We start from the raw sequence: 19,380 nt of genomic DNA, 5'->3' as shown, positions 1-19,380 counted from the left end.
CCGTCGGGGGTCAGGCGCCGATGAGCTTGGAGAACTTCTCCTCGAAGGAGCTCTCCTCGGTCTCGGTGAGGGTGCGGAAGACGTGCGCCTTGGCCGCCATCTCGGGGGTGGGGACGACCAGCGGGTTGGCCGCGGTGTCGGGGGAGATCGCGGCGAGCTCGTCCTTCATCCCGGTGACGGCGGAGACGAAGCCGATACCGGCGACCAGCTGCGCCGCGATCTTCGGCTGGTAGTAGAAGTCGATCAGCTTCTCGGCGTTGGTCTTGTGCTGGGCCTTGGCCGGGACCAGCAGGTTGTCGGTGGAGGACACGAAGCCCTTCTCCGGTATGACGAACTCGATGTCCGGGTTGTCGGCGCGCAGCTGGATGAGGTCGCCGCCCCAGGCGACGCAGGCGGCGATGTCGCCGGAGGACAGCTCCTGGCCGTAGTCGTTGCCGGTGAACCGGCGGATCTGCTTGCTGTCGACGGCCTTCTGGAGGCGGGCGATCGCGGCGTCGTAGTCGTCGGCGGTGAACTTCGCCGGGTCCTTGCCCATGTCGAGCAGCGTGATGCCGACGCTGTCGCGCATCTCGGAGAGGAAGGTGACCCGGCCCTTGAGGTCGGGGTCGTCGAGCAGCTGGGAGACGCTGGTGACCTCCTTGCCCTTGGTGGCCTTCCGGTTGTAGGCGATGACCACCTGGATGCCGGCCCACGGGTAGGAGTAGAGCCGGCCCGGGTCCCAGTCGGGGGCGCGGAAGCGGGAGTCGATGGTCGTGATGGCGGTGGTGACGTTGGCCGGGTCGAGCTTCTGCGCCCAGCCGAGGCGGATCAGCCGGGCGGCCATCCAGTCGGTGAGGACCATCAGGTCGCGGCCGGTGTCCTGGCCGGCCGCGAACTGCGGTTTGACCTTGCCGAAGAACTCGACGTTGTCGTTGACGTCCTCGCTGTACCTGACCTTGATGCCGGTGGCCGCGGTGAAGGCCTCCAGGGTGCCGTGCTTCTCCTTGTCGTCCTCGTCGGTGTCGACGTAGAGCGGCCAGTTGGAGAAGTTGACCTCCTTCTCGCTGTCCGAGAGGTCCTTGGCGGCGTTCGCCGCGGAGTCACCGGTGCCGGCGGTCCTCGCCGGCGGGATGCCGCAGGCGGCCAGCGTTCCGGCGCCGGCGGCCAGGGCGGCGGCGCGCAGCACGGTGCGGCGGCCGACCGCGGCCCGGCCGCTGGTCAGACTGCGTTCCCAGGCCTTGCGGACCGGTTCGGGCAGACCGTCGGTGAGCTCGTTGAACGCCATGGAACGGGCCTCCTGGGGCAAGGGGGGTGGGGGTCCCCCGAGGGGTTATCTGTCTCCGAAGACGGTGCGGTGCCAGTCCTTGCGCGCCACTGCGGTGGTGTCGAACATGACGTGCTTGACCTGGGTGTACTCGTCCAGCGAGTACTGGGACATGTCCTTGCCGTAGCCGGAGGACTTGTAGCCGCCGTGCGGCATCTCGCTGATGATCGGGATGTGGTCGTTCACCCAGACGCAGCCGGCCGCGAGTTCGCGGGTGGCGCGCAGCGAGCGGTGCACGTTGCCGGTCCAGGCGGAGGCGGCCAGGCCGAAGGGGGTGTCGTTGGCCAGCCGCAGGCCCTCGTCGTCGGTGTCGAAGGGCAGTACCACGAGCACCGGGCCGAAGATCTCGCCCTGGACGACCTCGCTGTCCTGCGCGGCGCCGGTGATCAGGGTGGGCAGGTAGTAGGCACCGGGGGTGAGGTCGGTCCCGTCGTGGCCCTCGGTGCCGGGCGCGCCGCCGGTGACCACGGTGGCGCCGGCCGCCCGGGCGCGCTCGACGAAGCCGGCCACCCGGTCGCGGTGGGTGTGGGAGACCAGCGGGCCGAGGTCGGTCCGCGGGTTCAGCGGGTCGCCGAGCCGGACGGCGCGGTACAGCTCCGCGACGCCCGCGACGAAGGCGTCGTACAGCGGCCGCTGGACGTAGGCGCGGGTCGCGGCGGTGCAGTCCTGCCCGCTGTTGATCAGCGAGGCGGCGACCGCGCCGTGCACGGCGGCGTCCAGGTCGGCGTCGTCGAAGACCACGAACGGGGCCTTGCCGCCGAGCTCCAGGTGGGTCCGCTTGACGGTGGCGGTGGCCAGCTCCGCGACCCGGCGGCCGACCGGGGTGGAGCCGGTGAAGGAGACCATCGCGACGTCCGGGTGGGCGACCAGGTGCTCGCCCGCGGTCCGTCCGGCGCCGGTGACCACGTTGACCACGCCGTCCGGGATGCCGGCGAGGGTGCAGGCCCGGGCGAACATCAGCGAGGTGAGCGGGGTCAGCTCGGCCGGCTTGAGGACGACGGTGTTGCCCGCCGCGATCGCCGGGAGGACCTTCCAGGCGGCCATCTGCAGCGGGTAGTTCCACGGCGAGATCGAGCCGATCACGCCGATCGGCTCGCGCCGCACGTACGAGGTGTGGTCGCCGGAGTACTCCCCGGCCGCCTTGCCCTCCAGGTTGCGGGCGGCCCCGGCGAAGAAGGCGGTGTTGTCGATCGTCCCGGGGACGTCGAACTCGGTGGAGAGCTTGATCGGCTTGCCGGTCTGCGCGGTCTCCACCCGGGCCAGGTCGTCGGCGGCGCCGGTGAGGACGGCGGCGAGCCGGGTGAGCGCCTCGGAACGTGCGCCGGGGGTGGCGCCCGCCCATTCCGGCAGCGCGGCCCGGGCGGCGGCGACGGCCTCGTCGACCTGCCCGGTGGAGGCCAGGGCGACCCGCTCGACCACGCTGCCGTCGGCGGGGTTGACGACCTGGAAGGGCTCGCCGCTCCCCCGGTACGACCGGCCCGCGATGTACTGCGCGCCCGCACCGAAATCGGTCAGGTCCATCTGGTTCCTCCATGTTCCCGGTGGTTCGACCGCCCGTAGGTGACCTTGATCATCCCTGCGGGGCCGCGCACGCCGGTGGACGAGGGGCCCGTACGGCGTGGTCGGACTGGTCGAGTCGCCGCACCCGCGGTCCAGGGGGATCCGTTCCGGCCGGTCGCCGGGATCCGCGATCCTGGCAAGCCCGGTGGTACTCCGGCAAGGGATTCCGCTGTTGCTTTCTGGTCACGCCACGGATTCCGAGGATGTTGCCCGTGTTCCGCCACAGCCGACCCGCTGACCATGCCCAATGGCGCCCCGGCGTGACAAGGCTCACTCCGCCAACCTCGGAGCTCAGGGCCTTACAGGGTGCAAGGGTTCGGGCGGGGTGACAGGTCGTCGCCGGGAGGGATGATTTACCTGACACTCTGAACCCTGGAGGCCGCGATGCTCCCCACCGTCGCCCGAATCCTGGACCTGGAGGTGATGCGGCGCGGCCTCCCCCAGGTCGTCGCCGGCGCCGCCCACCTGGAACGCCCGGTCCGCTGGGTGCACGTCAGCGAACTGCCCGACGTCGCCGGCGTGCTCCAGGGCGGCGAACTGGTGCTGAGCACCGGCATCGCCCTGCCCGAGGACCGCGAGGGGCTGGCCCGGTACGTCCGCGAACTCGCCGACGTCGGCGTGGCCGGCCTGGTCATCGAGTTCGGGCGGCGCTACTTCGACACCCTGCCGCGCGCCCTGGTGCACGCCGCCGAACAGCGCGGCCTGCCGCTGATCGCGCTCCGCCGCGAGCTGCGCTTCGTCGCCGTCACCGAGGCCGTGCACGCCCTGGTGGTCAACGCCCAGCTGGAGCAGCTGCGCACCTCGGAGGCGATCCACCAGGTCTTCAACGAACTCGTCGTGGAGGGCGCCGAGCCGGTCGAGGTGGTCCGCCAGGTCGCCCGGATAGCGGGCGCACCGGTCGTCCTGGAGAACCTCGCCCACCAGGTGCTGACCCACGACCCCGCCGGCCGGCCCGAGAGCGAGCTGCTGGAGGACTGGGAGCGCCGCTCGCGCGGGGTCCGCCCGTCCGGCCGCACCGGCCACGACCCGCGCAGCGGCTGGCTGGTCACCACGGTCGGCGCCCGCGGCCAGGACTGGGGACGGCTGGTCCTGGTCCAGGAGCCCGGGCCGCTGCCCGACGACGGCCCGCACCCGAACACCATGCTGCTGGAGCGCGGCGCCTCCGCGCTGGCGCTCAACCGGCTGGTGGTCCGCGACCGGGAGAGCCTGGAACGGCAGACCCACCGCACCCTGCTCTCCGGCATCCTCACCCACGCGCTGACCGTCTCCGAGGTGGCGCTGCGCGCCCAGGCGCTCGGCGTCCCGCTGGAGGGCCGCCGGCTGGTCGGCGTGGTGCTGCGGCAGCGCCGCGGCCCGATCCCGGCCGCGCTGGAGGCACAGGCCCGGCTGCGCGACTTCACCGAGCTGGCGGCGAGCGCCGTCCGCGCCTGCCGGCTCTCGGCCCTGGTCGGCGCCCTGGACGACGAGGGCGTGGGCGTGCTGATCGCGCTCGGCCCCCAGCAGGACGAGCACGCCTCGCTGGACGCCTTCGCGGCGGCGCTGCGCCGGCTGACCGCCGAGGCCGCCCGGGACGCCGCCGCGCCGTCCCCGGTGGTCGCGGTCGGCTCCTCGGTCGGCTCCGTCCGCGACGCCCGGCGCACCCTGCTGGAGGCCACCCAGGTCGCCGACGCGGCGCTGCACGACGCGCCCGGCGGCCGGGCGGCGTCGTACTACCGGCTGCCCGACGTCCGGCTGCGCGGCCTGCTGCACCTGCTGCGCGACGACGCCCGGCTGCAGACGTACGTGGAGCGCGAGCTGGGCCCGCTGCTCGCCCACGACGCCGAGCACGACGCGCAGCTGGTCCGGATGCTGCGGATCTACCTGGAGCAGGGCCGGAACAAGTCGGCCGCGGCCGACGCGGCGCACCTGTCCCGGCCGTCCTTCTACGACCGGCTGCACAAGGTCGAGCGGATCCTGGGCGTCGACCTCGACCAGGTGGAGTCCTGCCTGTCGCTGCACGTCGCGCTGCTCGCCCTGGACGCCGTCCGGCGCTGAGCCCGGGCGCAGCACCCCGATGGTCGGGGCCGGTGGTCGGGGCCGGTGGTCTGGGCCGGGGAGCAGGGGTCGGGGAGCGGGGGTCGGGGAGCAGGTCGGGGAGCGGGGAACGTCAGACCCCGGTGATCCGGCCCCAGACCTTGTGGAGGACGGGCCGCTCGGCCGAGGTGACGTCGCGCATGGTGTGCAGCCGCGCCCGCATCTCCCCGGTCGGGAAGACCAGCGGGTGCTCGGCCAGCTCCGCCTTCTCCCTCTCCCCGCTGGCGGCGAGCACCTCGCGGGCGGCCGGCACGGGGCAGATGTACTGCACCGCGACGGCGAGCTCGGCGGCCACCTCCGGCTGGTAGTAGTGGTCGATCAGCAGCTCGGCGTTGCGCTTGTGCCCGGCCCGGTTCGGGACCAGCAGGCTCTCCGCCCAGAGTTCGCCGCCCTCCTCCGGCACGACGAAGTCGAGGTCCGGGTTCTCCGCCATCAGCTGGACGGCGTCCCCCGAGTACGCCTGGCAGGCCAGTGCGGCCCCGGAGGCCAGGTCGCTCGTGTAGTCGTTGCCGGTGAAGCGGCGGACGTGCCGGGTGTCGACCATCTTCTGCACCTGGTCCATGGCCCGGTGCGCGTCGTCCGCCGTGAACGCGGCGAGGTCGGCGCCCTGAGCGAGCATCAGCAGCCCGAGCGCCTCGTCCAGCCCGGCGAACAGGGTGACCCGGCCCTTGAGGTCGGGCGCCCAGAGGTCGGCGGTGGAGCGCAGCTCGCGGCCGAGCTCCTTGCGGTTGTAGGCGATGCCGGTGATCCCGGACTGCCACGGCACGCTCCGCCGGCGCCCGGGGTCGAAGGCCGGGTCGGCCAGCTGCGGGTCCAGGTTGGCGGTGACGTGGGGCAGGTTGCCCCGGTCCAGGGCCTGCACCCAGCCGAGCGAGACGTACCGGCCCGCCATCCAGTCGCTGACCACCATGAGGTCCCGGCCGGGGTCGGTGCCCTGGGTGAGGACCGGGCCCATCTTGCCGAAGAACTCGTCGTTGTCGTTGATGTCCTCGGTGTAGGTGACGGCGATCCCGGTCCGCTCGGTGAAGGCGTCCAGGGTCGGACGCCGGCCGTCGTCGTCGGCGTCGATGTACTGGGTCCAGTTGGAGAAGGCCAGCCGCGGCTCGTCCCCGGAGCGGTCGGGGGCGGAACGGCGGTCCTCGGCGACGTACGCGGAAGGGATTCCGCAGCCCGCGAGGGTGCCGGCGCCGAGCAGCCCGGCGGTGCCGAGCACGCTGCGGCGGGTCAGGGTGGTGCGGGACATGGGGGCCTCCGGGGCGTGGGGCGGCCCCGGGCGCGCGGGCACCCGGGGCCGCCCGGTCGGTACTGGTGCTGCCGTTCGGCGGTGCGGCGCCGCACCGCCGAACGGGTCGGTGCGGCGACCGGCCTGCCGGGGGGTCAGACGGTGTGCGCGTCGGTCAGCGTGAGCACCTCGTCGAGCACCGCGAGACCCGCCTTGGCCTCCTCCTCGGTCACCGTGCACGGCGGGACCACGTGGAACCGGTTCATGTTGACGAACGGCCAGAGCCCGCGCCGCTTGCAGGCGGCGGCCAGCTCGGCCATCGGCGCGTTGGCGGCGCCGGCCGCGTTGTACGGCACCAGCGGCTCGCGGGTGGCCCGGTCCTTGACCAGGTCGAGCGCCCAGAAGACGCCGAGCCCGCGCACCTCGCCGATCGAGGGGTGCCGCTCGGCCAGCTCGCGCAGCCCGGGGCCGAGCACGGTCTCGCCGATGTGCCGGGCGTTCTCGACGATGCCCTCCTCCGCCATCGCGTTGAGGGTGGCGACCGCCGAGGCGCAGGCCAGCGGGTGGCCGGAGTAGGTGAGCCCGCCGGGGAACGGCCGCTCGGCGAAGGTCGCGGCGATCTCCGCGCTGATCGCCACGCCGCCGAGCGGGACGTAGCCCGAGTTGACGCCCTTGGCGAAGGTGAGCAGGTCGGGGGTGACGCCCCAGTGGTCGGCGGCGAACCAGGCGCCGGTGCGGCCGAAGCCGGCCATCACCTCGTCCAGGATGAAGACGATGCCGTAGCGGTCGCAGATCTCCCGGACGCCGGCCAGGTAGCCGGGCGGCGGGACGAGGATGCCGGCGGTGCCGACCACCGTCTCCAGGATGACCGCCGCGACGGTGCCCGGGCCCTCGAAGGCGATGACCTGCTCCAGGTGCGCCAGCGCGCGCTCGCACTCCTGCGCCTCGTTCTCGGCGTGGAAGTTGGAGCGGTAGGCGTACGGGCCCCAGAAGTGCACGATGCCGGAGACGCCCGTCTCGTTGGCCCAGCGGCGCGGGTCGCCGGTGAGGGCGATCGCGTTGGCGGTGGCGCCGTGGTACGAGCGGTAGGTGGCGAGCACCTTCTGGCGGCCGGTGTGCAGCCGGGCCAGCCGGATGGCGTTCTCGTTGGCCTCGGCGCCGCCGTTGGTGAAGAAGACCTTGTCGAGGTCGCCCGGGGTCCGCTCGGCGATCAGCCGGGCGGCCTCGCTGCGCGACTCGACCGCGAAGCCGGGGGCGATGGTGCAGAGCTTCGCCGCCTGCTCCTGGATCGCCGCGACCACCTTCGGGTGCTGGTGACCGATGTTGGTGTTCACCAGCTGGGAGGAGAAGTCGAGGTAGCGGTTGCCGTCGTAGTCCCAGAAGTACGAGCCCTCGGCGCCCGCCACCGCGAGGGGGTCGATCAGCGCCTGGGCGGACCACGAGTGGAAGACGTGCGCGCGGTCGGCGGCCTTGACGGCCTGGCCGGCGGCTGAGTCAGCGGTGGGGATGCTCATGCGGCAAGGCTAGGGAGTCACGCCCCCGAAGTGCAGGTTCATCCTGTCAGCCGGTCACGCCAACGGCCGACAGGGTGCAAAGGCACAGGGCCCGGGTCACGAGGACCCGGGCCCATGGTCGGATCACACGACCGTGCGCTCGTCAGATCACGCCGACGCGCCGTCCGACGGTCACGACCCGCTCAGATCGCGGTCATGACGTGCTTCACCCGGGTGTAGTCCTCGAAGCCGTAGGAGGAGAGGTCCTTGCCGTAGCCGGACTTCTTGAAGCCGCCGTGCGGCATCTCGGCGACCAGCGGGATGTGGGTGTTGATCCAGACGCAGCCGAAGTCCAGGCGGCGGGACATCCGCATCGCGCGGGCGTGGTCCTTGGTCCACACCGAGGAGGCGAGCGCGTACTCCACGCCGTTGGCGTAGCCGACGGCCTGGTCCTCGTCGGAGAACTTCTGCACGGTGATGACCGGGCCGAAGACCTCGTTCTGGATGATCTCGTCGTCCTGGTTCAGCCCGGAGACGACGGTCGGGGCGTAGAAGTAGCCCTTGTCGCCGACCCGGTGGCCGCCGGCCTCGACCTTGGCGTGCTCCGGCAGGCGCTCGATGAAGCCGGTGACCTGCTTCAGCTGGTTGGCGTTGTTCAGCGGGCCGTAGAGCACGTCCTCGTCGTCCACGCCACCGGTCTTGGTCTCGGCGGCGGCCTTGGCCAGCGCCTCGACGAAGGAGTCGTGGATCGACTCGTGCACCAGCACGCGGGTGGCGGCGGTGCAGTCCTGGCCGGCGTTGAAGAAGCCGGCCACCGAGATGCCCTCGACCGCCTCGGCGATGTCGGCGTCCTCGAAGACCACGACCGGGGCCTTGCCGCCCAGCTCCAGGTGGACGCGCTTGACGTCCTTGGCGGCGGACTCGGCGACCGAGATGCCGGCGCGCACCGAGCCGGTGATCGAGGCCATCGCCGGGGTGGGGTGCTCGACCATGGCCCGGCCGGTCTCGCGGTCGCCGCAGATCACGTTGAAGACGCCGGCCGGCAGCTCCAGGTCCTTGAGCACGCCGCCGATGATCTCGGCCAGCAGCACGGTGGAGGCCGGGGTGGTGTCGGAGGGCTTCAGCACCACGGTGTTGCCCGCGGCGATGGCCGGGGCGAACTTCCAGACGGCCATCATCATCGGGTAGTTCCACGGCGCCACCTGGGCGCAGACGCCGACCGGCTCGCGGCGGACGATCGAGGTCATGCCGTCCATGTACTCACCGGCGGCCTTGCCCTCCAGGAGGCGGGCGGCACCGGCGAAGAACCGGATCTGGTCGACCATCGGGCCGATCTCCTCGGAGAGGGTCAGCGACCGCGGCTTACCGGTGTTGCGACACTCGACGTCGACGATCTCGTCGGCGCGCGCCTCGACCGCGTCGGCGATCTTCAGCAGCAGCTTCTGCCGGGTGCTCGGGGTGGCGTCGCGCCAGGCCGGGAACGCGGCCTCGGCGCTGGCCATGGCGGCGTCCACGTCGGAGGTGCCGGACAGCGGGGACGTCGCGTAGACCTCGCCGGTGGTGGGGTCGACGATGTCGAGCGTACGGCCGTCCGCCGCATCGACGAACTCACCGTTGATGTAGTTGCGCAGCGTGCGAAGGTCGCTCACGGTCTCTCCTCGGTCTCGGCCTGCGGCGTTGCAGAATCCGGCGCCATGGTACGTCGGCCGGTGCGGCCGACGAAGGGCGCCGAGTGGCCGGGCCGGGGCCGGCACGGTCCACTGGTGGGGGAATCCGCGCGGCGCTGCGGAGCCGCGCGGGTACCGGGCCAGGTTAGCCGTTCGGCTGCCGGTATCGACAGACCATCTGCACTGACACGATGAAATCCGCATCCGTTTTCCAAGATCACGACGAAATCAGCAGCTCCCACGCTTGCGAACGCGGCCTTGATCAGGCACAGTGGCGGCGTGGCCAACCGCGACCGGAACGCCAGCGTTCCCCTCGACGCCGCCTCCAAGGCGATCATCGAGCAGCTCCAGGAGGACGGGCGTCGCCCGTACGCCGCCATCGGCAAGGCCGTGGGCCTGTCCGAGGCGGCCGTGCGTCAGCGCGTCCAGAAGCTGCTCGACCAGGGCGTGATGCAGATCGTCGCCGTCACGGACCCGCTCACCGTCGGCTTCACCCGCCAGGCGATGGTCGGGATCCGGGTCGAGGGCGACATCGAGCCCGTCGCCGACGCGTTGGCCGCCCTCGACGAGGTCGACTACGTCGTCTGCACCGCAGGCTCGTTCGATCTCCTGGCCGAACTGGTCTGCGAGGACGACGAGCACCTGCTCGAAATGATCAACAAGCGCATCCGCTCGCTTCCCGGCGTGCGGAGCACCGAGAGCTTCGTTTACCTGAAGCTCCGGAAACAGACCTACACCTGGGGCACCCGATGACAGCCGACCCGGCGCAGAAGGACCTTTCCAAGACCGCCTACGACCACCTGTGGATGCACTTCACCCGCATGTCGTCGTACGAGAACTCCCCCGTGCCGACGATCGTCAAGGGCGAGGGCACCTACGTCTGGGACGACAAGGGACGCAAGTACCTCGACGGCCTCGCCGGCCTGTTCGTCGTCCAGGCCGGCCACGGCCGTGAGGAGCTCGCCGAGGCCGCCGCCAAGCAGGCCAAGGAGCTCGCCTTCTTCCCGGTGTGGAGCTACGCCCACCCGAAGGCCGTCGAGCTGGCCGAGCGCCTGGCCAACTACGCCCCGGGCGACCTGAACAAGGTCTTCTTCTCCACCGGTGGCGGCGAGGCCGTCGAGACCGCCTGGAAGCTCGCCAAGCAGTACTTCAAGCTGACCGGCAAGCCGACCAAGTACAAGGTCATCTCGCGGGCCGTCGCCTACCACGGCACCCCGCAGGGCGCGCTGTCCATCACCGGCCTGCCGGGCCTGAAGGCCCCGTTCGAGCCGCTGGTGCCGGGCACCCACAAGGCCCCGAACACCAACATCTACCGCGCCCCGGCCTTCCTGGCCGGCCCCGACGGCACGGTCGACCCCGAGGCGTACGGCCGCTGGTGCGCCGACGAGATCGAGGTCGCGATCCTCAACGAGGGCGCCGAGACCGTCGCCGCCGTCTTCGTCGAGCCGGTGCAGAACGCCGGTGGCTGCTTCCCGCCGCCGCCCGGGTACTTCCAGCGCCTGCGCGAGATCTGCGACCGCCACGACGTGCTGCTGGTCTCGGACGAGGTCATCTGCGCCTTCGGCCGCCTCGGCACCATGTTCGGCGCCGACAAGTTCGGCTACCAGCCCGACATGATCACCTGCGCCAAGGGCATGACCTCGGGCTACTCCCCGATCGGCGCCACGATCATCTCGGACCGCATCGCCGAGCCGTTCTACAAGGGTGACAACACCTTCCTGCACGGCTACACCTTCGGTGGCCACCCGGTCTCCTCCGCGGTGGCGCTGGCCAACCTCGACATCTTCGAGCGCGAGGGCCTGAACCAGCACGTCCTCGACAACGAGTCGAAGTTCCTGGGCACCCTGAACAAGCTGCGCGACCTGCCGATCGTCGGCGACGTCCGCGGCAACGGGTACTTCTACGGCATCGAGCTCGTGAAGGACAAGGTCACCAAGGAGTCGTTCAACGACGACGAGGTCGAGCGCGTGCTCTACGGCTTCCTGTCGAAGGCGCTCTTCGACAACGGCCTGTACTGCCGCGCCGACGACCGTGGCGACCCGGTCGTCCAGCTGGCCCCGCCGCTGATCTCCGACCAGTCGACCTTCGACGAGATCGAGCAGATCCTGCGGACCAGCCTCACCGACGCGTGGGCGAAGATCTGACGGTCCGAGCTTCCTTCCCCACCCTCCGCCGCAGGGCGGTCCCGCTTCCCGCGGGGCCGCCCTGCGGCGTTTCCCGGCCGCCGGCGGCCGTGCCCGTCGCGCCCGGCACGCACCGGGGCGGCCCCTCAGGAAACCCACCGGCCACCCGGCCGGCGGATTCCCGACCGGTTCCTCGACCAAACACGCCTGATTGCGGGTGATTTGCCCCTGATGGGCCAGTGTGCCGCACCCGCGCCCAGGCCCGATCGTTCTAATCTGACGACTGTCATATCCCTGCGGCCACCAGGATGGAACCTCATGTCAGCGGCCCCTCCTGACAACGACGTGCTGTGGGCCCGGGGGATCGTCAAGTCCCATCACGGCACCCCCGCCCTGCGCGGCATCTCGCTCGGGGTCCGGGAGGGCGAGGTGCTCGCCGTCACCGGCCCGCGCGGCTCCGGCAAGAGCACGCTGCTCAGCTGCCTCTCCGCGCTCCTCCCGGTCGACGAGGGCGAGGTCTGGTTCAACAGCTCCCCCGTGCACACCCTCGGCCGGGCCGGCCGCGAGCGGCTCCGCCGCGACCGCTTCGGCTTCGTCGGCTCCGAACCGCACCTGGTGCCCGAACTCACCGCCCGCGAGAACGTCGCCCTGCCGCTGCTGCTCGCCGGAGCCGGCGGAAAGGCCGCCCACACCGCCGCCGACGAGTGGCTGGAGCGCCTCGACATCGGCGAGCTCGCCAAGGTCCGGCCGGACCGCCTCGTCCAGAGCCAGCGCCAGCGGGTCGCCGTCGCCCGCGCGCTCGCCCCGCTGCCGCCGGTCGTCTTCGCCGACGACCCGACCGCGCCGCTGCACCGCGAGACCGCCGACCAGGTCCTGCGGATACTGACCAGCGCGGCCCGCTCGCACCAGCTCACCCTCGTCCTGGCCACCCACGACCCCGAGCTCGTCCGGTACGCGGACCGCTCGGTCGCGCTCGTCGACGGACGGCTGGCCGCCCCGGCCGCGCCCGTGCCGCGCGGCCTCCCGGGAGCCGCCGGGGTCGCCGGGCCCTCCGCCGTCCCGGCCACCGGCCGCTGACGCCGCCTGCCGCCCGCCGCCTGCCGCCTGCCGCCTGCCGCTGAAAGAGTCGACGTGTTCTATCTCCGTCTGGCCCGGGGCTACCGGGCCCTCGACCTCGGCCGCTGGCTGCTGACCGCCCTGGCCGGCGCGGTCGTCGCCGCCTTCCTGCTGCGCGCCCTCGGCCGCGCCATGAGCGACCCGCTCGGCAGCGGCGACGCCCTCGTCCGACTGCTCTGGTGCCTGCCGCCGCTGGCCGCGGTCGGCTGGTTCGCCGCCGTCGCCGCCCGCGCCGTCCCGGCCCGGCGGCCCGAACGGATCACCGGTCTCACCGCCGCCGGCGCCGGGTCCACCCGGATCCGGGCCCTGATCGCCGGCGAGGTCGCGCTGGCCTGCGGCGCCGGCGCCGTCCTGACCCTGCTGCTGTTCCTGGTCCTGCGCAACGACATCGCGGGCCCGGCACTCGCCGACGAACTCGGCATGGGCGTGCCGCTCCCGGCCGCCGCACCGGTCACCCTGCTCGCCCTCGTCCCGCTCACCGCCGGGATCTCCGCGGCCGGCGCCGTCCCGCACGCCGAGAACCTGCCCGGCCGTCCCGGGCCCGAGCCGACCGGCTTCGGCCGGTGGCGGCTCGCCCTGCCGATCGGTCTGGCCGTGATCGGCCTGGCACTCGAACTGATCGCCCTCCGGCCCGGCGCCGCCGCCGACGGCCGCCCGATCCACCTGCCGGCCGGACTCGGCACCACCAGCACCGCCGCCCTCGGCGGCTGGATCGCGAGCGCGCTGGGACTCGCGCTGCTCACCGGACCGCTGCTCGGCTGGGCGGGACGACTGCTCGCCGTCGGCCGGCCCACCCCGCTGCGCCTGCTCGCCGGACGCGGCCTGACCGCGCAGGCCCGCCGGCTCGGGCCGCCGCTCGCCGTACTCACCCTGGCGCTCGCGGTGGTGCTCACCACCGTCCGCTACTGGATCGGCGCGCCCGGCAGCGCCGACGTCCTGCCCGCGGTCGAGGCCGCGCTGGTGCTCGGCTGCGCGGCCGCCGCCGTGGCCGCCCGGCTGGCCGAACTTCGCACCTCCCGCCGGGGGGTCACCGAGGCGCTGCTGCGGCTCGGAGTCGCGCCGCGGATACTGTTCGGCGCGGTCGCGCTGCGGACCCTGATGGTCGGCACGGTCCTGCTGGTCACCGGCGGGGCCACCGCGGCGCTGGCCGCGGCCGGGCTGCGCTGACCCCGCCGGCCGGACCGCTCCGACCGTTCCCGACGGCGGCCGCTCCGGTCGGGTCGCGCCGGCTCAGCCCGCCGCGGCGAGCTGACCGCAGGCGCCGTCGATCTCCTGGCCGCGGGTGTCCCGGACCGTGGTCGGCACGCCGTGCGACTGCAGCCGGCGGACGAACTCGCGCTCGTCCTCGGGCCGGGAGGCCGTCCACTTGGAGCCCGGGGTCGGGTTCAGCGGGATCAGGTTGACGTGCACCCGGTGGTTCTTGATCAGCCGGCCGAGCAGGTCCGCCCGCCACGCCTGGTCGTTGATGTCCTTGATCAGCGCGTACTCGATGGAGATCCGGCGGCCGGACTTCTCCGCGTAGTTCCACGCGGCGTCCAGCACCTCGGCGACCTTCCACCGGGTGTTGACCGGCACCAGCTCGTCGCGCAGCTCGTCGTCCGGAGCGTGCAGCGAGAGCGCCAGACGGCAGCTGAGGCCCTCGTCCGCCAGCCGGTTCATCGCCGGGACCAGTCCGACGGTGGAGACCGTGATGCCGCGCTGGGAGAGGCCGAAGCCGTCCGGCGCCGGGTCGGTGAGGCGGCGGATCGAGGCCAGCACCCGGTTGTAGTTGGCCAGCGGCTCGCCCATGCCCATGAAGACCACGTTGGAGAGCCTGGCCTCGCCGCCCGGGATCTCGCCGGTCTTGAGCGCGCGCATCCCGGCGGCGATCTGCTCGACGATCTCGGCGGTGGAGAGGTTCCGGGTCAGACCGGCCTGGCCGGTCGCACAGAACGGGCAGTTCATCCCGCAGCCGGCCTGCGAGCTGATGCACATGGTGACCCGGTCCGGGTACCGCATCAGCACCGACTCGACGAGCGTGCCGTCGAAGAGCTTCCAGAGCGTCTTGCGGGTGTTGTCGTCGTCGCAGGAGACGTGCCGGACCACCGACATCAGCTCGGGCAGCAGGCTCTCGGTGAGCTTCTCCCGGCTCGCGGCGGGGATGTCCGTCCAGCTCTCCGGGTCGTTCGACATCCGGCCGAAGTAGTGGTTGGAGAGCTGCTTCGCGCGGAACGGCTGCTCGCCCAGCTCGGCGACGGCCTCCTTGCGTTCGGCGGGGCTCAGGTCGGCGAGGTGTCGCGGGGGCTTTGCGCCGCGCGGCGCGACAAAGGTGAGTTCTCCGGGCTTAGGCATGGTTCATCCAGTGTCGCAGATCAGGCGAACCCGCCCGTGCCCTGTCTGTGTCAGTGGCTTCGGCCACGGCCGTCGTTTGTCATCGCTGGCCGCCGTTGCACGGCCCGCAGACGGCCCGGTCAGCCGGGGACACCTACGGCGCGGTGGGTAGCCCAGAGGTGCCCTTTGAACGTACGCCCGAGATCAGATCAAAGCCACCAGTTCCCGGCAGCACGTCGCACGGCCCTGGCCGCGGCGGCGCTGGCCGCCTTCGTGATCACCTTGGTCTTCCCGGACGTGGGGATGGCTATCACGACCGCTGCTGCCCTTGCGACCTTCCTCGGTTCACTGCCGCAGGACCAGCGAAAGCGGCGCCGCTCATAAGCTCGGCAACCCGGCCGGTCTTGCCCGCTGAAACCTGCGGGCGAGACCCAGCGCGTGGCGCCGCGGCCCGAGCGGCACTCTCACGACCCGTCCACCACCCCGGCCTCAGGCGCTGCCGTAACTCCACCCCTGCCCCGTACCCCGGTATTCGGAGACGGGGATCGGCTCAACTCCAGGCCCCATTCGGGCTTCGATCTCACCGAAAGCCCGGCGGAGCGCGCCTCCGGCATGCAGTACCCGATCGGCTTGCTCGGCGAATGCCCGGGAGGGCCGCTGCTGGCCGCTCTCGACCTTCGAGACGTACGAGGGCGTGTAGCCCACCGCCTTGGCCAGGGCCGACTGCGAGAGCCCGCGAACGTCCCGCCAGCGCTTCAGTTCGGCGATGAACGGCTCGACTGACTGCGGCGGCTCGCTTGGCATCCCGTCCCCCTGATTGTGCCTGTGAGTGACCTCTGAGTGATCGAGCGCGGCCTCCCGGCGCGGGTCGGCCGCCCACGTGCTCCGTCAGGTGAAGCAGATCCGGGGCAAGGCCGTGTTCGCTCCGCCGAAGTGCAACAAGGAACGCGATGTACCGCTCCCCAGCTCCGTGGCTGCTGCTGTCCGAGCCCACATGGACGCCTGAAAGCCCGTGCCGGTCACGCTCCCGTAGAAGACCCCGGACGGACCGCCGGTCACCTTCCGGCTGTTGTTCAGCAACACCGCTGACGGGCCGGTCTGGCGGAGCAACTTCAACCTCCATGAGTGGAAGCCCGCGATCTCAGCGGCCGACCTCATCCCGACGCCGTGCCGGGGCGAGCCCTACGCCTCCGCCCGTCAGCACGGCATGCACGCCCTGAGGCACTTCTACGCCTCAGTACTGCTCGACGCTGGGGAGAGCATCCGGGCCGTCAGCGACCACCTCGGTCACGCCGAACCGGCCCTGACACTCAGGGTCTACGCCGACCTCATGCCGAACAGCCAGGACCGCGCCCGGAAGGCCGTCGACCGGCTGTTCCTACCCGGCGAGCCCACCTAATGACGGCCCCATCAACGCGACAGCGCCCTACCAGCGGAGAACCCGCTAGTAGGGCGCTGTACGCTCCCGCCGTGAAGGATCTTCGGGTGGGAGCGTCCGTCGTTGCGGGCGGACTGGTCTTCGGCACACTCACCGTTATCGGTGGCTGGTGGGCCCTCAACGGCGGGATCTACGGCTGCACCTTCGCGGATGCGGCGTTGCAGGACCCGATGGCCTCCCAAGTCCGGACGCTCGGCACCCCGCAAGGGTCACAGGCCGACGGCGAGTCGTACACCGGTTGCGACGATGACGACCGCTTCGCATACTTCGCCCAGGGATACACCGCGCCCGCCCCGCGGGCTGACGTGGTCGCTCACTACCGGGCTGCCACCGCCCGCAACGACTGGCTGCCGGCGCCGCCCGAGCCAGACGAGCCCGCCTGGCGCCAAGACCCGACCGGCGAACGGCTCGGCCTCTGCTTCACCAAGCAGGTCGACGGCACCACCTCCCATCTCGCCGTGTCCTGGACGTCTGCCGGCTACACGGTGGAGGCCCGGGCGAGCCATAGCGGCGACTCCTGGTGTCCGTGAGCCCGGCACCGGGCGCCTGCGGTGCTTCGCCCGCCGGGGTGTAGGCCGACCTCGTACCGGACAGCCAGGACCGTGCCCGGAAGGGCGTCAATCGGCTCTTCCTCCCGGGCGACCCGACCGACTGACGGCCCAGAGACGGCCCGGCACCAACGCGAAAGCCCCCTTCCGACAGAGAACCCGCAGGTAGGGGGCTTTTCATCATCTCCCCGGAGCATGTTCTCCGGGCTTAGGCATGGTTCATCCAGTGCCGCAGACGGCGGAGGCCCCGGACGCCTGGCGTCCGGGGCCCCGCCCGCGGCCCTGCTCCCCGCTCCGGGGTCAGCTTCCGACGAAGGCCGCCAGCAGCAGCCAGACCACCGGGGCGGTCGGCAGCAGCGAGTCCAGCCGGTCCATGATGCCGCCGTGACCGGGCAGCAGCGTGCCCATGTCCTTGATCCCCAGGTCGCGCTTGATCATCGACTCGCCCAGGTCGCCCAGGGTCGCCGTGACCGCCGCGCAGCCGCCCAGGACCAGGCCCTGCCACCAGCTGCCGTCGTCGATCACGAACTCCATCAGCAGCGCGCCCGCCAGCATCGACAGGCCGATGCCGCCCGCCAGGCCCTCGCGGGTCTTGCCCGGGCTGATCGTCGGCGCCAGCTTGGTCCTGCCGAACTTGTAGCCCACCGCGTAGGCGCCGGTGTCGCTGCAGACGGTGACGATCAGGAAGAGCACGATCCGCTGCGGGCCGTCGTCGGCCGCCAGCATCATCGCCACGAAGGTCGCCAGGAACGGCACGTAGAAGGCCGTGAAGATGCCCGCCGTTATGTCCCGCAGGTAGTTCTCCGGCGGCTCGGCCATCCGCCAGACCATCACCGCCAGACCGGTCAGCGCGAGCGACGCGGCCGCCCACTGGATGCCCGACCAGTAGCCGGTGGCGACCATCGCGATGCCACCCGCGACCAGCGGGACCAGCGGCGCCTTGATCTCCTTGCGCTCGGCCAGCCGGCTGGTCAGCTCCCAGACACCGACCGACACCGCCGCGATCACCACGACCAGGAACAGCGCCTTGACGACGAACAACGAGGCGACGATCACCGCGCCGAGGCCGACGCCCACGCCTATCGCGGCCTGGAGGTTGCGACCACCGCGCTGCTTGCGCTGTTGCGGCTGCGGCTGCGGGTCGGGCTGGGCCACGGGTGTCTCCTGCCCTGGGTGGGACGACGGCACGGGGTGGGGCTGCCCCGCCGCGGGGTGACCCGGCGCTGCCGCGGGGGGACCCGGCGGGACCGGGTACGCCGCGGCGTGCGGGTGCGGCCGACCTCCGGGAGCGGGGGCGGTGTCGTCGGTGATCGCGCGCAGCACGACCGTCTCCGACGACGCCGGTCCCGCCGGTCCGGGCTGCTCGTCCCGGAACAGCGGGCCGCTCAGCCGGCCGGCCTCCCGGGCCGGCCCCTCCGCCGGGTCGGGCCCCGGTCGGGTCCCCGGCCGGGGACCCTCCTCGGCCGATACGGGACGCATGACCTGAGTCTCCTCCGCGTCGGCCCCCCAGTACACCGGAGACTGCTGGGAGTGACCCGTTCGGCGGCCGGGGTCACCCGTGCCGTGGTGTCCGGGACCGTCGTGCGCTCCCCGGACGCCCTGCTGCTCCGGGGCCCCGAACTGAGGCGGGGCGCCGTACTGCTGCGGAGCTCCGTACTGCGGTCGAGCACCGTTCTGCTGCGGGGCGCCGTGCCGCCCGTGCGGCTGCGCCGGGGCCGCGTGCTGCCCCGGGGCCGCCCGGTGGGACCCGGGCGCCGGCGCGCCGGGCGCGGGCGCCGCCGTGCCGGGGGCCTGCGCAGGCGCGTTCGGTGCCTGCGCAGGCTGGTACGGCTGGTACTGCTGGTCGGATGGGCCCCAATAGCCAGGGGCGTCAGGGGCGTCGTTCATCAGACTTCGAGCAGCTCGGCTTCCTTGTGCTTCAGCAGCTCGTCGACGGCGGCCACGTACTTGGCCGTGGTGTCGTCGAGCTCCTTCTCCGCACGGCGGCCCTCGTCCTCGCCGACCTCGCCGTCCTTGACCAGCTTGTCGATGGCGTCCTTGGCCTTGCGGCGCACGGCGCGGATCGAGACCTTGGCATCCTCGCCCTTGCCACGGGCGACCTTGATGAACTCCCGGCGGCGCTCCTCGGTGAGCTCGGGCAGCACCACCCGGATGATGGAACCGTCGTTGGACGGGTTGACGCCCAGGTCGGAGTCGCGGATCGCCTGCTCGATGGCCTTCAGCGCGGTCTTGTCGAACGGCGAGACGACCGCCATCCGCGGCTCCGGCACGGAGAAGGAGGCCAGCTGGTTGATCGGCGTCACGGTGCCGTAGTACTCGGCCACGATCTTGGCGAACATCGCCGGGTGGGCGCGGCCCGTACGGATGGCGGCGAAGTCGTCCTTGCTGACGGCGACGGCCTTCTCCATCTTCTCCTCGGCTTCGAGGAGGGTCTCTTCGATCACTGTGTACTCCCTGTCCGGTTCATCTGCGGTTGTCCCGACCGGTATCGGCGCCACGGCCGGTCGCGGTGATCACTCCGACCACG

General features: G+C 72.1%; 16 protein-coding genes. 7 read left to right on the top strand and 9 right to left on the bottom strand.

What is annotated here, in order from left to right; all coding sequences use genetic code 11:
- Positions 1-10: 10 nt before the first annotated feature.
- Together OG550_RS24915 and OG550_RS24910 are read right to left on the bottom strand one after the other, a co-directional pair.
- Positions 11-1,264 (bottom strand): polyamine ABC transporter substrate-binding protein, encoded by a 1,254-nt coding sequence (locus OG550_RS24915; protein WP_327681088.1) that lies wholly within the window; start codon positions 1,262-1,264, stop codon positions 11-13.
- 45 nt (positions 1,265-1,309) lie between these two features.
- The gene (locus OG550_RS24910; RefSeq protein ID WP_327681086.1) at positions 1,310-2,824 is read right to left on the bottom strand and encodes a gamma-aminobutyraldehyde dehydrogenase; all 1,515 of its coding nucleotides are present in this window, start codon (positions 2,822-2,824) and stop codon (positions 1,310-1,312) included.
- Between the two features lie 423 nt (positions 2,825-3,247).
- Here OG550_RS24910 and OG550_RS24905 point away from each other — a divergent pair, with 423 nt between their 5' ends.
- Positions 3,248-4,897 carry a PucR family transcriptional regulator gene (locus OG550_RS24905; protein WP_327681084.1) on the top strand — a complete coding sequence of 550 codons (1,650 nt, stop codon included), beginning with the start codon at positions 3,248-3,250 and terminating at the stop codon, positions 4,895-4,897.
- Positions 4,898-5,009: 112 nt separating this feature from the next.
- On the opposite strand, the gene OG550_RS24900 is transcribed toward OG550_RS24905, so the two are convergent.
- From OG550_RS24900 to OG550_RS24890, 3 genes are all read right to left on the bottom strand, one after another.
- Complete coding sequence (locus OG550_RS24900; RefSeq protein ID WP_327681082.1) at positions 5,010-6,179, bottom strand: polyamine ABC transporter substrate-binding protein; 1,170 nt, start codon at positions 6,177-6,179, stop codon at positions 5,010-5,012.
- Positions 6,180-6,313: 134 nt separating this feature from the next.
- A complete protein-coding gene (locus OG550_RS24895) occupies positions 6,314-7,672 on the bottom strand; it encodes an aspartate aminotransferase family protein (RefSeq protein ID WP_327681080.1) in 1,359 nt (452 codons plus the stop codon).
- A 182-nt stretch (positions 7,673-7,854) separates the two neighbouring features.
- Positions 7,855-9,300 carry a gamma-aminobutyraldehyde dehydrogenase gene (locus OG550_RS24890; protein ID WP_327681078.1) on the bottom strand — a complete coding sequence of 482 codons (1,446 nt, stop codon included), beginning with the start codon at positions 9,298-9,300 and terminating at the stop codon, positions 7,855-7,857.
- A 297-nt stretch (positions 9,301-9,597) separates the two neighbouring features.
- On the opposite strand from OG550_RS24890, the gene OG550_RS24885 reads away from it, so the two are divergent.
- The 4 genes from OG550_RS24885 (at position 9,598) to OG550_RS24870 (ending at position 13,724) form a co-directional block, all read left to right on the top strand.
- The gene (locus OG550_RS24885) at positions 9,598-10,071 is read left to right on the top strand and encodes an Lrp/AsnC family transcriptional regulator (protein ID WP_327681076.1); all 474 of its coding nucleotides are present in this window, start codon (positions 9,598-9,600) and stop codon (positions 10,069-10,071) included.
- Positions 10,068-11,462 carry an aspartate aminotransferase family protein gene (locus OG550_RS24880; protein WP_327681074.1) on the top strand — a complete coding sequence of 465 codons (1,395 nt, stop codon included), beginning with the start codon at positions 10,068-10,070 and terminating at the stop codon, positions 11,460-11,462. The genes OG550_RS24885 and OG550_RS24880 overlap by 4 nt, the downstream gene beginning before the upstream one ends.
- 297 nt (positions 11,463-11,759) lie before the next feature.
- Complete coding sequence (locus OG550_RS24875) at positions 11,760-12,518, top strand: ABC transporter ATP-binding protein (protein WP_327681072.1); 759 nt, start codon at positions 11,760-11,762, stop codon at positions 12,516-12,518.
- A 54-nt stretch (positions 12,519-12,572) separates the two neighbouring features.
- Complete coding sequence (locus OG550_RS24870; protein WP_327681070.1) at positions 12,573-13,724, top strand: hypothetical protein; 1,152 nt, start codon at positions 12,573-12,575, stop codon at positions 13,722-13,724.
- A gap of 63 nt (positions 13,725-13,787) precedes the next feature.
- Here OG550_RS24870 and rlmN read toward each other — a convergent pair whose 3' ends face one another.
- Together rlmN and OG550_RS24860 are read right to left on the bottom strand one after the other, a co-directional pair.
- Positions 13,788-14,888 (bottom strand): 23S rRNA (adenine(2503)-C(2))-methyltransferase RlmN, encoded by a 1,101-nt coding sequence (gene rlmN, locus OG550_RS24865; RefSeq protein WP_327681068.1) that lies wholly within the window; start codon positions 14,886-14,888, stop codon positions 13,788-13,790.
- Between the two features lie 468 nt (positions 14,889-15,356).
- Complete coding sequence (locus OG550_RS24860) at positions 15,357-15,671, bottom strand: helix-turn-helix domain-containing protein (protein WP_327681066.1); 315 nt, start codon at positions 15,669-15,671, stop codon at positions 15,357-15,359.
- A gap of 265 nt (positions 15,672-15,936) precedes the next feature.
- Between OG550_RS24860 and OG550_RS32820 the strand changes: the two genes are divergently transcribed.
- Positions 15,937-16,266 (top strand): tyrosine-type recombinase/integrase, encoded by a 330-nt coding sequence (locus OG550_RS32820; RefSeq protein WP_442906075.1) that lies wholly within the window; start codon positions 15,937-15,939, stop codon positions 16,264-16,266.
- A gap of 71 nt (positions 16,267-16,337) precedes the next feature.
- Complete coding sequence (locus tag OG550_RS24850; protein WP_327681064.1) at positions 16,338-16,835, top strand: hypothetical protein; 498 nt, start codon at positions 16,338-16,340, stop codon at positions 16,833-16,835.
- Positions 16,836-17,153: 318 nt separating this feature from the next.
- Here the strand turns inward: OG550_RS24850 and OG550_RS24845 are convergent, their stop codons facing one another.
- Positions 17,154-18,332: a phosphatidate cytidylyltransferase gene (locus OG550_RS24845; protein WP_327681062.1), complete on the bottom strand. Its 1,179-nt coding sequence runs from the start codon at positions 18,330-18,332 to the stop codon at positions 17,154-17,156.
- Between the two features lie 407 nt (positions 18,333-18,739).
- Complete coding sequence (gene frr, locus OG550_RS24840; RefSeq protein ID WP_327681060.1) at positions 18,740-19,297, bottom strand: ribosome recycling factor; 558 nt, start codon at positions 19,295-19,297, stop codon at positions 18,740-18,742.
- Positions 19,298-19,380: the final 83 nt, after the last annotated feature.

Source organism: Kitasatospora sp. NBC_00458 (genome assembly GCF_036013975.1).
Taxonomy (GTDB): Bacteria; Actinomycetota; Actinomycetes; order Streptomycetales; family Streptomycetaceae; genus Kitasatospora.
This window is presented reverse-complemented; position numbering and strand designations above follow the sequence as displayed.

Bases quoted from the DNA above. Each gene is read 5' to 3' on its own strand.
- OG550_RS24915 (WP_327681088.1), bottom strand. From the start codon at position 1,264: ATGGCGTTCAACGAGCTCACCGACGGTCTGCCCGAACCGGTCCGCAAG.
- OG550_RS24910 (WP_327681086.1), bottom strand. From the start codon at position 2,824: ATGGACCTGACCGATTTCGGTGCGGGCGCGCAGTACATCGCGGGCCGG.
- OG550_RS24905 (WP_327681084.1), top strand. From the start codon at position 3,248: ATGCTCCCCACCGTCGCCCGAATCCTGGACCTGGAGGTGATGCGGCGC.
- OG550_RS24900 (WP_327681082.1), bottom strand. From the start codon at position 6,179: ATGTCCCGCACCACCCTGACCCGCCGCAGCGTGCTCGGCACCGCCGGG.
- OG550_RS24895 (WP_327681080.1), bottom strand. From the start codon at position 7,672: ATGAGCATCCCCACCGCTGACTCAGCCGCCGGCCAGGCCGTCAAGGCC.
- OG550_RS24880 (WP_327681074.1), top strand. From the start codon at position 10,068: ATGACAGCCGACCCGGCGCAGAAGGACCTTTCCAAGACCGCCTACGAC.
- OG550_RS24875 (WP_327681072.1), top strand. From the start codon at position 11,760: ATGTCAGCGGCCCCTCCTGACAACGACGTGCTGTGGGCCCGGGGGATC.
- rlmN (WP_327681068.1), bottom strand. From the start codon at position 14,888: ATGCCTAAGCCCGGAGAACTCACCTTTGTCGCGCCGCGCGGCGCAAAG.
- OG550_RS24860 (WP_327681066.1), bottom strand. From the start codon at position 15,671: ATGCCAAGCGAGCCGCCGCAGTCAGTCGAGCCGTTCATCGCCGAACTG.
- OG550_RS24845 (WP_327681062.1), bottom strand. From the start codon at position 18,332: ATGCGTCCCGTATCGGCCGAGGAGGGTCCCCGGCCGGGGACCCGACCG.